The organism is Phenylobacterium sp. (assembly GCF_028290885.1).
Classification (GTDB): domain Bacteria; phylum Pseudomonadota; class Alphaproteobacteria; order Caulobacterales; family Caulobacteraceae; genus Phenylobacterium.
Genome location: NZ_JAQGIZ010000198.1, coordinates 1 through 13,193 on the forward strand (window position 1 = coordinate 1; position 13,193 = coordinate 13,193).

Sequence of the window (13,193 nt, forward strand, 5' to 3'; positions counted from 1 at the left end):
GCGATCTCGGACGGGGACAGGCCGGCCAGGGCGATGGCGTTGACCTCGGCGACCGCGGGCAGGAGCACCGGCTGCAGCGCCTTGGCCTCGGGGGTCAGGAAAACGTGCGCCTTGCGCCGGTCCTCGACGCTCTTGCGCCGCACGACGAAACCGCTGCGCTCGAGGCTTTTCAGCGCGATGACGGTCGTAGGTTCGCGCATGCCCACCCGTCGGCTGAGCTCGCGCTGGGTCAGGCCATCCTCGCGCCACAGCACCCGCAGAAACCGCCATTGGCCGCTGGACACGCCATGCGGCGCCGTGCGGACCTCGAGCGCCCGGGAGAACGCCCGGAAGGCGATTCGCGTGAGATAGCCGATGCTGTTGGTCGGGTCGGCGTACAGTTCGATCTGGCTCATCCCCCGACAATTTCACCCCTGCTCGCGCCCGGCAATCGCGTCCGTTGACAGCATACGGGCGCCTACCTAGGAATTAGATAGAATACTAAGTTTCTGGATGGTCAACGAATGTCGCTGCTCGGCCTGCCTCTGCTGCCCACGACGATCGTCGGAAGCTATCCCCAACCCGACTGGCTGATCGATCGCGACGGATTGAAGAGCCGGCTGCCGCCGCGAATCCGCGCTTCCGAGCTCTGGCGCATCAAGGAACCGCAGCTGGCGGACGCCCAGGAAGCCGCGACGCTGGTGGCGATCAGCGACCAGAGGCTGGCCGGCATCGACATCATCGGCGATGGCGAGATGCGCCGCGAGAGCTATTCCAACCGGCTGGCGACCGCCTTGGCGGGCATCGACATCGATACCCCGGGCATGGCCATGGACCGCACCGGGGCGATGAACCCGGTGCCGCGCGTTGCGGGCCCGATTCGCCGGATCGGTCCGATCGAGGCGCAGGACGCCGCCTTCCTGAAGGCGCGGGCGGGCGGGCCGGTGAAGATCACCATTCCCGGGCCCTTCACCATGACCCAGCAGGCGCAGAACGACTACTATCCTGACGCCCGCTCGCTGGCGCTCGACTACGCCGACGCCGTGAATGCGGAAGCCCGCGACCTGTTCGCCGCCGGCGTCGACATCGTCCAGCTTGACGAACCTTATCTGCAGGCGAAGGCCAACGAGGCCCGCGCCTTCGCCATCGACGCCATCAACCGGGCGGTGAAGGATGTCGGCGGGCTGACGGCGCTGCACATCTGCTTCGGCTACGCCCACGTGCACAAGGGTGCGGCCAAGCCCGGCGGCTACGCCTTCCTCGAAGAGCTGGAGGCGTCGGACGTGGACATCATCTCCATCGAGGCCGCGCAGCCCAACCTCGACCCGTCGATCCTGCTCGAGCTGCCCAGCAAATACATCATGTACGGGGTGATCGACCTGAACGACCCTGGCGTGGAAAGCGCCGAGACGGTGGCCGCGCGGATCCGGCGGGCGCTGCCTTACATCGACGCCGAGCGCCTGATCATCGCGCCGGATTGCGGCATGAAATACCAGAGCCGCGAGGTCGCGTTCGGAAAGTTGAAGGCCATGGCGGACGGCGCGGCCATCGTCCGCGCGGAACTGGGCGTGGCCTAGGCCGGCGCCAGCCAGTCGGACAGCAGCCGATTGGTGGTCAACGGCTTCTCCAGCGTCGGCAGGTGGCCGCAGTCCTCGACGACAACCAGCCTGGAGCCGGCGACGCCCGCCAGGATCTCGGCCTGGTGGGCCTCGGTGGTGATCCCGTCCTGGGCGCCGCGGATCAGCAGGGTCGGGACGGCGATGGCGGCCAGCGACGGCCGGCTGTCGGCCCGGCTCATGATCGCGCGCTGCTGGCAAAGGAAGCGCGGCGCCCCGGTCTCCCTGGCCATGCGCCTGACCACGGCCAGCAACGGGCCGTCCTCACGCCGCGCCGGATGCACCAGGATCGGGATGCGCTCCTCGACCACCTCGTCGAATCGTCCGTCTTCGACCAGCCGGATGTAGCCCTGCCGCCGCTCGGTCTGGGCCGGCCCATCGTTTGGCGCGAGGGTGGCGATCAGCACCAGGCTGATCACCCGCTGCGGCGCCTGCCGCATCACCTCGAAAGCGGTGAACCCGCCCATGGCGTGGGCGGCCAGATGAAACCGTGGCGGGGCGCCTTCCAGCAGTCGCGCAGCCATGCCGGCGATCGTGTCGTCGCGGCCGTGATCGGACATCCGCAGGTCATAGTCGGCCGACAGGGCCGCGACCTGCGGCGCCCAGACCTCGTCGGTCAGGAGCTGCCCGGAGGCGAACACCACGGCGGGACGGGAGACGGCCATCAGACGATCCGGTTGAGCAGCGGCTCGCCGGTGGCGAGGCGGCGGCAGTTTTCGAAGGCGGCGGCCAGGCTGCGCTCCAGCGTCTCCGGCGTCAGCCACGCCATATGCGGCGCCAGGACCACGTTCGGCAGGGCGAGCAGCGGATTAGCCGGGTCGACGGGCTCCTCGGCGAAGACGTCCAGCCCCGCGCCGCGCAGGCGGCCCGACTGCAGCGCCGCGACCAGGGCCGCCTCGTCCACCAGGCCGCCGCGCGCGGTGTTGATCAGGATCGCCCCCGGCCGCATCGCGGCGAGCGCGCGTGCGTCGATCAGCCCCCGCGTCTCGGCGGTCAGGGGAAGATGCAGCGAGACGATGTCGGCCTGCGCCAGTAGTTCTGCGAGCGTCACGAACCGCCCCGGCGCATCGGGCTTGGCGCTGTTGGCGGTGTAGATCACTTCCGCGCCCAGAGCCTGCAGCGCGCCGCCCAGGCGCGAGGCCGAGGCGCCATAGCCGACGAAGCCCACCGTGCGTCCGGCGATCTCCCCGACCCCGTCGATCAGGTCCGGTTCCGGCGCCCAGCCCCCGCCGCGGCGGGTCAGCGGGTCGAGGTAGGAGAGGCGGCGCAGTACGGCCAGCATGAGCGCGAGGGCCATCTCCGCCACCGCCTGGCTGTTGGTCCCCGGCATGTTGGCGACGGCGACGCCGGCCGCCTTGGCCGCCTCCAGGTCGATGGTGTTCACGCCGACGCCCAGCTTCTGGATCAGCCTGAGGCGCGGCCCGGCGGCGATCGTCGCCGGCGTCACCGGCTTCAGCACGTGCAACAGCACGTCTGCGTCGGCGATCTCGCGGGCGAAGCCGGGGTCGTCGGTCTCGTCCACCACCACCGCCTGGTTGTTCGAGGCCGCGGCGTGGCGATCGAGCGCCGAGCGGAACCCGGTGCTCGCCCGGTAGTGCAAGACGGCCTTCACGTCAGGCCTGCCGCCACCGATGCCGCGAAGGCCGACGCTCCGGCGAACTCCGCGTCTTCGCCCATTGCCTCCTCGATCCTCAACAGCTCGTTCCACTTCGCCATACGCTCCGAGCGCGCGAAGCTGCCGACTTTGATCTGTCCTGCGTCCCAGCCGGTGGCCAGGTGCGCGATGCTGACGTCCTCGGTCTCGCCGGAGCGCGCCGAGACGATGGCGCCCCAGCCGAGCGCCTTGGCCGCGTCGAGCGCCGCCTTGGCCCGGGTGACCACGCCAGCCTGGTTGACCTTCACCAGAACCGCGTTGCCGGCGCCGGCGGCCGCCGCGCGTCGCACCCTCTCGGCGTTGGTCACCAGGATGTCGTCGCCGATCAGCTGGACCTTATCGCCGAACCTGGCGGTGGCCAGGGCAAAGCCCTCCAGATCGTCCTGCGCGACCGGATCCTCGATGGACAGGATCGGGTAACGAACCACCCACTGCGCCACCCGCTCGACCATTTCGCCGCTGGAGAGGTCGGCGCCGTCGAGTCCGAGCCGATAGCGACCCTCGGCGTGCAGTTCATTGGCGGCCACGTCGAGCGAAATGAAGACGTCCTCGCCCGGCCGGTAGCCCGCCAGCTCGATCGCGCGCGTCAAGTCGCCGAGAGCCGCCTCGTTCGACTCGAACATCGGCCACCAGCCACCTTCGTCCGCCGCCCCGGCCAGCCGGCCGCTGTCGGCCATCAGACCACCCGCCGCTCGAAACACGTCGGCGGTGATCTCGAGCGCGTGGCGGACGCTCTGCGCGCGCGGCGCCATGATCATGAAGTCCTGCACGTCGGTCCGTCGGCCGGCATGGGCGCCGCCGCCGAAGATCTGCACCTCCGGAAGCGGCAGGCGCGGCTTGCGGCCCTCGGCAAGCAGCGCCCACAGAGGCAGCCGGGCCGCCGCCGCGGTCGCGTGAAGCGCGGCCAGCGACACCGCGACCGTCGCATTGCCGCCGAAGCGGGAGAGGTTCTCGGCGCCGTCGGCGTCGGTCATGGCGCGATCGAGCCCCACCTGATCGGCACAGTCGCGGCCGACGAGCAGCCGGGCGATTTCGCCGTTGACCGCCGCCACGGCCCGATCGACTCCCCAGCCGCCGAAGCGAGGGCCGCCATCGCGCAGGTCGATCGCCTCATGCGCCCCGCGCGATGCGCCCGCCGGCGCCAGGGCCCGCCCGAAGGCCCCTCCGGCGAGGGTGAGCTCCGCCTCGACCGTGGGCCGGCCCCGTGAATCCCAGATCTGGCGCGCGCGGACGGCGGTAATAGTCGTCTTCATCGCGTCGCAAGGCCCTCGTTCCAAGCCGCCAACAGCACCGGCATCGACGACATATCGCCGGCGATAAGCCGTTTCGCAGTCTCGCGGACGAACCCGCGATCCTCCAGAGTTTGCAGATAGTCGGCGGGCGACTTGCCGTCGACACGCGCCAGCAGGATCGCCGCGGTCAGCTGCGCCGCGCGCGCGTCCACCTCGGCGGCCGGCTCCCAGTCGACCCCGGCCAGATAGGCGTCGCGAACCGCCGCTGCATCGCGCAGGAAATCCGCGGCGAACGCCGGCCGCCAGACCGTCTTCAAGAGTAGGTGCGCCGAGCAGAACGCCAGGTCGAACGCCGGGTCGCCATACCAGGCGCATTCGGCGTCCAGCAGAACGGGACCCTCCGGCCCGTGGAGGATGTTCTTGGGGCTGACGTCCCCGTGAACCAGGGTGATCCGCGTCGCGGCGGTGCGGTCGGCCAGGGCGACCAGCCGCGGCGCTAGCTCCGGATGAACCACGGCCGCATGGCGCAGGAAGGGCGCGAGCCGCAGGTCTTCGAAGAGCGCCGTCGTCGCAAATCGCCCGGCCAGGGCCTGCGAGCCCGCACAACCGGCGTGGACCTTGGCGATCAACGCGCCCACGCGGCTGGCGAAGACGGGGTCCGTGCGCCCGGCGGCGAGCTCCGCCTTCCAGATTCGGTGAGTCTCCGGCGCGTAGAAGCTCATGACGAAAAGATTCGCGGCTTCGAGTTCGAGCAGGACCTCCGGCACGGCTGCGCCCACCAGGGGCCGCGCCGCGCGGAGCCATTCGGCCTCCACGTGAGAGCGCTCCACCGGCGCGCGCCAATCGGCATCGACGCGGAGCTTTGCGAGCGCCCGCTTGACGCAGACAGGGCCGTTGACCGTCTCCAGGCGGAAGACGTCGCTCGACACGCCGCCGCTCAATGGCTCCAGTCTCGGCTCGGCGTCCGCAGGCAGGAAGCCCCGCGCCTTCAGGGCGTCGATGATGTCGGGATGCGCAGACACCGGCAGATAGTTAGTATCCTAAGGGACTATGGTCCAGTCCAGCGCGGACCGCCGCGTCGCACCTCTCCCCAAGCGTCAAGGAAATTGACGAAACTGCGGCGCGGGGATTTACTGCCGTCCTGAGCTTAAGATCGGGCGCAGCCCCGACGAGCCGTAAGGAGGATGTCATGCCGAAACCGACGAATCCCGATTTCGAGATCTGCGGCGTCAACCACCTGGCCTTGGTGTGCAAGGACATGGCCCGCACGGTGGAGTTCTACCGCGACGTCCTCGGCATGCCGCTGGTCAAGACGATCGACCTGCCGGGCGGCCGGGGCCAGCACTTCTTCTTCGACATCGGCAACGGTGACTCGTTGGCGTTCTTCTGGTTCCCGCAAGGGCGCGAAGCGATGCCGGGCGTCTCGGCCCCCGCGGCCTTGCCCACCCAAGGCGACTTCACGTCGGCGCACGGATCGATGAATCACATCGCCTTCAATGTGCCCGCCGAGAAATTCGACGAATACTACGATCGGCTGAAGGCCAAGGGCGTGCAGGTCACCAAGATCCTGAACCACGACAACTCGCCCACCCAGAACAGCGACCAGCTGAACGACGACGTGTTCGTGCGCTCGGTCTATTTCTTTGATCCCGACGGCGTCTGTCTCGAGTTCGCCGCCTGGACAAAGACCTTCGACGCCTCCGACGTCGCCCACGAGGCCGTGCGCGCCGACGGAACGCGGGCTCAGAACGTGGTGCTGAAGGTCGAGACGATGCTGGCCGAGAACGACGTCAAGGCGCTCGAGCCCGCGAAATAGCCGACCGCCAAATCAGGTTTGAATTTGCCCGGGATTCTCCGAAATCGCCGCTGATTGACAGAAACCCTTAGTAATCTAATGATGGCGTTGGTCCGCGGCGGATGGTTCGAAAGGACTGTGCGGCGGCGGGCCTCCTGGGCTGCAGCTCGTGGCCCGCGCAGCGCCAGTCGAAGCTCGCATTGCGCCAACGCCGGGGTTGTCGCTGGTCACCCACCGACGCCCCGACGCAGGCCTTTCCAGCGGCCGAAGCCGGCGTCTGTCCGAGCGCGCGGGTGGGGGTGAACGTCAACTAAATTGACACTAATCGGGGACAAGCGCAGGCTCACGACAACGTTCGACCAACAGAACGCAAACCATAGGAAACCCGGGGGGAGACGGCGATGATCGGCCGCATTCTATTTTCAACGACCATGTTGGTGAGCGCGCTGGCGAGCGCGGCTGCCGCACAGGACGCCGCCAACGGCACGCTCGGCGAAGTCGTCGTGACGGCGCAGAAGCGCGTCGAAAAGCTGCAGGATGTGCCGATCTCGATGGAGGTCGTGTCGGGCGCCAAGCTGGCGGCCTTCAACACCGTCGACTTCAAGCAGATGGTGAAGTTCACGCCGAACGTCACCGTCGAGACGACGGCCGGCAACGACACGATCTACATTCGCGGGTTCGGGTCGCCCCCCTCCAACTTCTCGTTCGATCAGGCGGTGAGCCTGTACATCGACGGGATCTACGCGGGCCGAAACCGCCAGGCGCAGTCGCCGCTCTTCGACGTGGAGCGGGTCGAGGTGCTCCGTGGCCCGCAGGGCGCCTTGTTCGGCAAGAACACGGCGGCCGGGGCCGTCAGCATCGTTTCCGCCGGGCCGACCTCGACCTTCCAGGGCTCGGCGACCGGCGTCTACAACTTCGATCTCAAGGGATACGAGGCCTCGGGCTTCCTGTCCGGCCCGGTGACCGAGCACCTGGGCGCCCGGCTGGCCGTGAAGATCGTCGATGAGGACGGCTACATCAAGAACCTGGCGAACGGCAACGAGGAACCGGCGAACCGCATGCAGCTCGCCCGCCTGACGCTGCGGTATGCGCCGACCGGCGATTTCGACTACACGCTGAAGGTCGACTACGGGAACCGCGAAGTTGTCGGCGGATCCAACGTGTCGAGCCCACTGACGACGGGCCAGCAGCCGCACGATGTGCGCTACAGCACGCAAAATCCGCTCGGCCGGGAGGGCACAAAAGCCACTTCGTGGATGCTCTCCGGCACCGGCAACCTGGCCCTGGGCGACTTCACCCTCACCTCAGTGACCGGCTATTCCTTTTTCCGCTCCAATATCGTCAACAACTTCGACCAGGCGCTGCCGACCGGCGGCTTTACGACCAACAGCGTCTACAACAGCTATCCGGAACACTTCCGTCAGTGGTCCCAGGAACTTCGGCTCCTGTCACCCACCGGCCGGACGTTCGAATATATCGTGGGCGCCTACTACGACACCTCGCTCTACCAGTTGACCCAGCTCGGCGGGTTCAACATCAACATCCCCGGCGTGCTGGTCTATCAGGGCCTGCTGGAGACCGACTTCCGGCAGCGCGCCCAATCCTATTCCGTGTTCGGCCAGGGCACCTACCACGTCACCGACGCGCTGCGGCTGGTGGGCAGTCTTCGCTACACCAACACCGACAAGCGGGCCATCTTCTACGGCCGGCTGCGGTCCGGACCCTTTGCCCTTCGCCCGGTCAACACCGTCGCGGTCGGCAACATCAAGGGCGAAGACAACGTCGATCCGTCCGCCACCGTGCAGTACGACGTCGCGCCGCACGTGATGCTCTACGCGACCTATGGCCGAGGTTCGAAGTCCGGCGGCTTCGTCTCCAACACCTACGGCACGACCAACGCCACCTTCGCCTATCGGCCCGAGAAGTCGGAGAACTACGAGGCGGGGGTCAAATCCACGCTCGCCGACGGCAAGCTCGTTCTGAACGTTTCGGTCTACGACACCAAGTTCAAGAACCTTCAGGTCTCGTTCTACAATTCGGCTCTGCAGGTCTACGTGACCGGCAACGCCGCCAGCGCCAGTTCGAAGGGGGTCGAGGGCTCGGCGGCCTGGTACCCCGTCAAGAACCTCGATTTCACCGCCGCCGCCGCCTACCAGGACGCCAAATACGACGACTATCCGGGGGCCGGCTGCCTGGCGACCCAGACGCTGGCGCAGTGCAATCCCGCCGTGCCGGCCAGCAGCGCCGCCAACAACATCGCCGGCGCTCCGCTGCCCTACAGCTCGAAGTTCAGCTTCACCACGCAGGGCCACTACCGCCTGGAACTGGCGAACGACTATGTGGTCGATACGACCGTCGCCGTGTCCGGACGGTCGAAGTACTTCGACTCCGACAACGAGAGCCCCTTGTTCGGGCTGCAAAAGGGCTACGCCAAGGTCGACGCCCGCATCCAGTATGGTCCCAGCAGCGAGCAGTGGCACATCGCCCTGGTCGGCAAGAACCTGACCAACGAGCTGACGACCGGCAGCGCCTTCAACCTGCCCTTCCCGATCACCGCCAGCCCGCGCGCGATCCTCTATCTCGAGGAAACCCGCAATGTCGCGATCGAGGCGGGCATGAGGTTCTAACGCTGGAGCGGCGGCGGCGGCGGGCCCGGCGACTGCGTGGCCACCCTCCGCCGCTTGGGGAATTCCATGATCGACGTCCACTTCGTGCCGACGCCCAACGGTCACAAGGTGACGATCATGCTGGAGGAGCTTCGCCTCGCCTATCGCCTGATCCCCTATGACATGCTCAAGGGCGACCAGCTGACGCCGGCCTATCGCCGGATCAATCCGAACGGCCGCCTGCCGGCCATCGTCGACCACGAGCCGGCCTTCGGCGGCGCGCCCTTCGCGGTCTTCGAATCCGGCGCCATCCTGCTCTATCTCTCCGAGAAGGCCGGCGGCGCGTTCATGCCCGCCGATCTTCGCCGACGCTCGCTCGCCCAGCAGTGGCTGATGTGGCAGATGGCCGGCCTTGGGCCCATGCACGGCCAGGCGCACCACTTCGTCCGCTATGCGCCGGAGGGCCAGGAGTACGGGGTCGCGCGCTACGTCAACGAGGCCCGCCGCCTGATCGCGGTGCTGGAGCGGCGGCTCGGCGAGGCGGACTTCCTGGCCGAGGAATATTCGATCGCGGACATGGCGGCGTGGCCGTGGGTCCGTGCGACCCGGGCCATCGCCATGAGCCTCGAAGCCTGTCCCAACATCGGCCGTTGGTTCGCCGCCGTGGGCGAGCGGCCGGCGGTGATGCGCGGCACAGAGGTCAAGAACGCGCCGAACCTTTCGAGCCTGCGCCCGAGGCTGACCTCCGAGGAGTGGTCCAACCTGTTCGGCGAGAACATGCTCAGGAGCGCGGAGAGCTAGACCGGCTCGTCGCCAAGGGGCTTGGCGACGAGCCGAACCGTAAACTTAGTTGACACATTCGGGCGCCGACCTACCGTGCCCACAAGACGCAGGACAGCGTCAGCAGGGAGTAAGATGCAACAGGCAAGGGCGGCGGTCCTCAGCCCATCTGGTGTGGTGGCCGCACGTCCCGAGCGGACCTTGGCGCTGGTCGTGCTGACCGCGGTCGGAACGGTGAATTTCGTCGACCGCCAGATCCTATCGGTGCTGGTCGAACCGATCCGGCGCGAGCTGCATTTCAGCGACACCCAGTTCGGCCTGCTGACCGGCCTCAGCTTTGCGCTGTTTTACGCGTTGCTGGGCGTACCCGCCGCGATGCTGGCGGACCGGACACACCGCGTCCGGCTTGTCGCCGGCGCCTGTCTTCTCTGGAGCCTGTTCACCGGCGCTTGCGGCTTTGCGACCTCGTTCTGGCAGCTCGCCATCGCCCGGGTCGGCGTGGGTGTCGGCGAGGCCGGAGGCACCGCGCCCTCGCTGTCGATCCTGGCCGACTACTATCCGCCGGAGAAGCGGCCGGCGGTCATCGGACTGTTCACCGCCAACGGGCCGCTCGGCGTCTTCCTCGGCGCCAGCCTTGGGGGCTGGGCCGCGGGTCAATTCGGCTGGCGCGGCGCCTTCGTCGGAGTGGCGTCGCTGGGCGCCCTTGCGGCCCTGCTCCTGGCCGCGGTCGTTCGGGAGCCGGAGCGCGGGGGCCTCGACCCAAGCCGGGCGCCCGGCGCGCCCGCCGGTCGCCTCGGCCCCACGGTGCGACTGTTCCTGTCGCGCCCGACCTTGCGCTGGCTGCTCCTCGCCAGCGGCCTCTCCGCCTTTGTGAGCTACGGGATGCTGAACTGGATCCCGGCCTATCTGATGCGCGTCCAGCACATGCCATTGGCCGAGGTCGCGCGCTGGTTCGGACCGGCGGCGGGTCTCTGCATGGGGGTCGGCATCGTCGGCGGCGGGGCGCTGGTCAACAGCGCCGGCAAGCGCAGCCTCAAGGCCTACGCCTATGTCCCGGGTCTCGCCATGCTGCTGGTCGCGCCGAGCCTCGCGTTCGCCTTGCTGGCGCACTCCTGGCAGACGTCGCTCGTCCTGATGCTGGCGCCGATGATCTGCTGCACAATCTACGTCGCTCCGGCGCTGGCCATAGTTCAGAACCTGTCGCCGGTCGCCGCCCGCGCCACGGCGACCGCGCTGCTGCTGCTCGCATTCAACATTGTGGGTCTCGGCGGCGGCCCCCTGGCCATCGGGATGGTGAGCGACGCGCTCGCCGTCGCCAAGGTCGCCGAGCCGCTGCGGATCGCCTTGCTCTGCCTTGCGCCGGTCGCCGTCCTGGCGGCGGTCGGCTACGTCGCGGTCTCACGGGTCGTCGTGCGTGACACCGAAGCCATCATGCAGGAGGCCGCGCGATGAAGGAGCTCAAAGGCAAGACCGCCTTCGTGACCGGCGGCGGGAGCGGCATAGGCCTGGCCACCGCCAGGGCGCTTGGCGCCAGGGGCGCCCGCCTGATCCTGGCCGACATCGACAAGGCCCGCATCGAGGCCGCCGCCGCTGACCTGCGCGCCGCGGGAGTCGACGCGCTCGGACTGCAACTGAACGTGGCCGAGGAAGCCGACTGGGCGCGCGCGGGCGAAGCCGCGGCCGGGTTCGGCGAGGTGAGGATCCTGTTCAGCAACGCCGGCGTCGGCGGCGGTTCCGGAAAGTTCGAGACCTACGACCCGGAGGTCTGGCGCTGGGCCTACGCGGTCAACGCCCATGCCCACCTCTACGCCTGCCGAACGTTCTTGGGCGCCATGAAGGCCATGGGCGGCCCCTGCCACCTCGCGCTGACGTCCTCCATGGTCGCCATTGTGCCGCCCCCGATCTCGGTCGCCTACATCAGCTCGAAATTCGCCACCCTGGGCATCGCCACGGCCCTGCGCAACGAGTTGGCCGACACCGAAGTCGGCATCTCGGTCCTGTGTCCCGGGATGTCGGCGACCAGGATCGTTGAGACCACCCAACGCCTGCGGCCGGGCGCGTCCGAGCAGGGCGCGGCGGCGCAGACAGCCCAGAACATGACCTCGGTGCTGGCCGGGGGCATGTCGCCGGACAAGATCGGGCAACGGGTGGTGCGCGCCATCGAGCGGGACGAGTTCTTCATCTTCACCCATCCGGAGTGGAAGGCGATGGCTGAGGCGCAGGTCGCCGAGATGCTGGCCGCCTTCGGCGAGTCCGCCGATCCGGACTATCCCGGAGACGACATCGAAAGCCTGGTCGCCGCGAACGGCGCCAAGCGCATGAACGTCGCCGTGGCGCGCTGAGGCTTTTCCGCACGTCATGCGGGGCCGGCAGCTCGCCGTCCCGAGGCCTGACGCTCAACCCAAGGAGACCTAGACATGTCAGACGACGCCGCGATGCGCGCCCTCGCCAAACGCTTCTTCGACTGTGTCGAAGCTGGTGATGTGGACGGGCTGGTGGCCTGCTACGCCCCCGACGCCAGGATCTGGCACAACACCGACCGGCAAGAGCAAGCCCCAGCCGACAACGCGAAGACCCTCAAGGGCATGGTCACGCGGATCCTCGACCGGGTTTACGGCGACCGGCGCGTCGAGGTCTTTCCCACCGGCTTCGTGCAGCAGCATGTGCTCAGCGGCGTCCGCAAGCACGACGGTGTCCGCGTCGAGCTGCCGGCCTGCATTGTCTGCGCGGTGAAGGACGGGAAGATCACCCGCCTCGACGAATATTTCGACTCCGCGGGCGTCGCGGAATTCCGCAAGTACGCCTGAGCCCAATCCCCTGGAGTCCAGCATGCCCGTCCTGCGACAAGTCCCGCGCTCCGAGGTCAAGGCCGAGGTCGTCACCCGCTACTATGATCGGCTGTTCGGACCGGACCGCGACCCGGTGGCGAGCCCGGGCACGGCCACGGGCACGCCCGGGGACTGGTGGACGGTCTTCGCCCTGGCGCCCGACATCTTCCAGCACGCGGTCGACGGTTTCGCGGTCTACCGCCATCCCGATCGCAAGATCGATCCGGTGCTGCGCGAACTCGGCCAGACCCGCGCCGGGTGGGTGAAGGGCAGCCAGTTCGTGTTCTCCCAGCACTGCAAGTCCCTGCGGGGCCTGGGCGTCTCGGAGGAGAAGATCGCGGCGATCGCCCATTGGACGGTTTCCGACGCCTTTGACGACCAGGAGCGGGCGGTGCTGGCTTACGCCGACTGCCTGACCCAGGCCGACGGACGCACGCCGCTGGAGGTCTTCGACAAGCTGAAGACCTTCTGGAGCGACGAGCAGATCTTCGAATTCACCTACATCACGACGCTCTACGCCATGCACGCCGTCATCACCCGGGCGCTCCGAATGGAGTTCGACAACCGCGAAGAGCCCATCGTCGAGGTGGCCGCGCCGGAGGGTTTCAGCGCCCAGGACTTCCTGAGCGCGCCGCGGCCGCAGGGACGCTGATCGAGCCTGTCCGCAAGCCGTCCGAAAAGGCCGCCCCCGGGGGGCAGGGCG

The 13,193-nt window shown here is 68.3% G+C and carries 13 protein-coding genes; 8 read left to right on the forward strand and 5 right to left on the reverse strand.

What is annotated here, in order from left to right; genetic code table 11:
* A partial coding sequence (locus JWP28_RS13590) for a MarR family transcriptional regulator (protein WP_299543681.1) occupies nucleotides 1-395 on the reverse strand: 395 nt, incomplete at its 3' end.
* A 108-nt stretch (nucleotides 396-503) separates the two neighbouring features.
* Between JWP28_RS13590 and JWP28_RS13595 the strand changes: the two genes are divergently transcribed.
* The gene (locus JWP28_RS13595; RefSeq protein ID WP_299543682.1) at nucleotides 504-1,556 is read left to right on the forward strand and encodes a hypothetical protein; all 1,053 of its coding nucleotides are present in this window, start codon (nucleotides 504-506) and stop codon (nucleotides 1,554-1,556) included.
* Here the strand turns inward: JWP28_RS13595 and JWP28_RS13600 are convergent.
* Genes JWP28_RS13600 through JWP28_RS13615 form a run of 4 tightly spaced genes read right to left on the reverse strand, consistent with a single transcriptional unit; the run spans nucleotide 1,553 to nucleotide 5,503 of the window.
* Nucleotides 1,553-2,260 (reverse strand): alpha/beta fold hydrolase, encoded by a 708-nt coding sequence (locus JWP28_RS13600; RefSeq protein ID WP_299543684.1) that lies wholly within the window; start codon nucleotides 2,258-2,260, stop codon nucleotides 1,553-1,555. The genes JWP28_RS13595 and JWP28_RS13600 overlap by 4 nt on opposite strands.
* The gene (locus JWP28_RS13605; RefSeq protein ID WP_299543686.1) at nucleotides 2,260-3,207 is read right to left on the reverse strand and encodes a 2-hydroxyacid dehydrogenase; all 948 of its coding nucleotides are present in this window, start codon (nucleotides 3,205-3,207) and stop codon (nucleotides 2,260-2,262) included. Before JWP28_RS13605 ends, JWP28_RS13600 begins: the two co-directional genes overlap by 1 nt.
* Nucleotides 3,204-4,502, reverse strand: a complete 1,299-nt coding sequence (gene eno / locus JWP28_RS13610) for a phosphopyruvate hydratase (protein ID WP_299543721.1) — start codon at nucleotides 4,500-4,502, stop codon at nucleotides 3,204-3,206. Before eno ends, JWP28_RS13605 begins: the two co-directional genes overlap by 4 nt.
* Nucleotides 4,499-5,503, reverse strand: coding sequence for an aminoglycoside phosphotransferase family protein (locus JWP28_RS13615; protein ID WP_299543688.1), 1,005 nt, complete (start codon nucleotides 5,501-5,503; stop codon nucleotides 4,499-4,501). The genes eno and JWP28_RS13615 overlap by 4 nt, the downstream gene beginning before the upstream one ends.
* A gap of 167 nt (nucleotides 5,504-5,670) precedes the next feature.
* On the opposite strand from JWP28_RS13615, the gene JWP28_RS13620 reads away from it, so the two are divergent.
* The 7 genes from JWP28_RS13620 to JWP28_RS13650 all read left to right on the forward strand — a co-directional run bounded on the left by JWP28_RS13620 (nucleotide 5,671) and on the right by JWP28_RS13650 (nucleotide 13,142).
* Nucleotides 5,671-6,297, forward strand: a complete 627-nt coding sequence (locus tag JWP28_RS13620) for a VOC family protein (protein ID WP_299543690.1) — start codon at nucleotides 5,671-5,673, stop codon at nucleotides 6,295-6,297.
* 380 nt (nucleotides 6,298-6,677) lie between these two features.
* Nucleotides 6,678-8,903 (forward strand): TonB-dependent receptor, encoded by a 2,226-nt coding sequence (locus JWP28_RS13625; RefSeq protein ID WP_299543692.1) that lies wholly within the window; start codon nucleotides 6,678-6,680, stop codon nucleotides 8,901-8,903.
* A 66-nt stretch (nucleotides 8,904-8,969) separates the two neighbouring features.
* Entirely contained in the window at nucleotides 8,970-9,683 is a 714-nt protein-coding gene (locus JWP28_RS13630) for a glutathione S-transferase N-terminal domain-containing protein (protein WP_299543694.1), read from the forward strand.
* 114 nt (nucleotides 9,684-9,797) lie between these two features.
* Nucleotides 9,798-11,114, forward strand: a complete 1,317-nt coding sequence (locus tag JWP28_RS13635) for an MFS transporter (RefSeq protein WP_299543695.1) — start codon at nucleotides 9,798-9,800, stop codon at nucleotides 11,112-11,114.
* Nucleotides 11,111-12,004, forward strand: coding sequence for an SDR family NAD(P)-dependent oxidoreductase (locus JWP28_RS13640; RefSeq protein ID WP_299543697.1), 894 nt, complete (start codon nucleotides 11,111-11,113; stop codon nucleotides 12,002-12,004). The genes JWP28_RS13635 and JWP28_RS13640 overlap by 4 nt, the downstream gene beginning before the upstream one ends.
* A gap of 75 nt (nucleotides 12,005-12,079) precedes the next feature.
* A complete protein-coding gene (locus JWP28_RS13645) occupies nucleotides 12,080-12,469 on the forward strand; it encodes a nuclear transport factor 2 family protein (protein WP_299543699.1) in 390 nt (129 codons plus the stop codon).
* Between the two features lie 22 nt (nucleotides 12,470-12,491).
* Nucleotides 12,492-13,142 (forward strand): carboxymuconolactone decarboxylase family protein, encoded by a 651-nt coding sequence (locus tag JWP28_RS13650; protein WP_299543701.1) that lies wholly within the window; start codon nucleotides 12,492-12,494, stop codon nucleotides 13,140-13,142.
* The last annotated feature ends 51 nt before the right edge of the window (nucleotides 13,143-13,193 follow it).

Excerpts from the sequence above, each read along its gene's own strand:
- JWP28_RS13595 (WP_299543682.1), top strand. The coding sequence starts at position 504 with ATGTCGCTGCTCGGCCTGCCTCTGCTGCCCACGACGATCGTCGGAAGC.
- JWP28_RS13600 (WP_299543684.1), bottom strand. The coding sequence starts at position 2,260 with ATGGCCGTCTCCCGTCCCGCCGTGGTGTTCGCCTCCGGGCAGCTCCTG.
- eno (WP_299543721.1), bottom strand. The coding sequence starts at position 4,502 with ATGAAGACGACTATTACCGCCGTCCGCGCGCGCCAGATCTGGGATTCA.
- JWP28_RS13620 (WP_299543690.1), top strand. The coding sequence starts at position 5,671 with ATGCCGAAACCGACGAATCCCGATTTCGAGATCTGCGGCGTCAACCAC.
- JWP28_RS13625 (WP_299543692.1), top strand. The coding sequence starts at position 6,678 with ATGATCGGCCGCATTCTATTTTCAACGACCATGTTGGTGAGCGCGCTG.
- JWP28_RS13630 (WP_299543694.1), top strand. The coding sequence starts at position 8,970 with ATGATCGACGTCCACTTCGTGCCGACGCCCAACGGTCACAAGGTGACG.
- JWP28_RS13635 (WP_299543695.1), top strand. The coding sequence starts at position 9,798 with ATGCAACAGGCAAGGGCGGCGGTCCTCAGCCCATCTGGTGTGGTGGCC.
- JWP28_RS13640 (WP_299543697.1), top strand. The coding sequence starts at position 11,111 with ATGAAGGAGCTCAAAGGCAAGACCGCCTTCGTGACCGGCGGCGGGAGC.
- JWP28_RS13645 (WP_299543699.1), top strand. The coding sequence starts at position 12,080 with ATGTCAGACGACGCCGCGATGCGCGCCCTCGCCAAACGCTTCTTCGAC.
- JWP28_RS13650 (WP_299543701.1), top strand. The coding sequence starts at position 12,492 with ATGCCCGTCCTGCGACAAGTCCCGCGCTCCGAGGTCAAGGCCGAGGTC.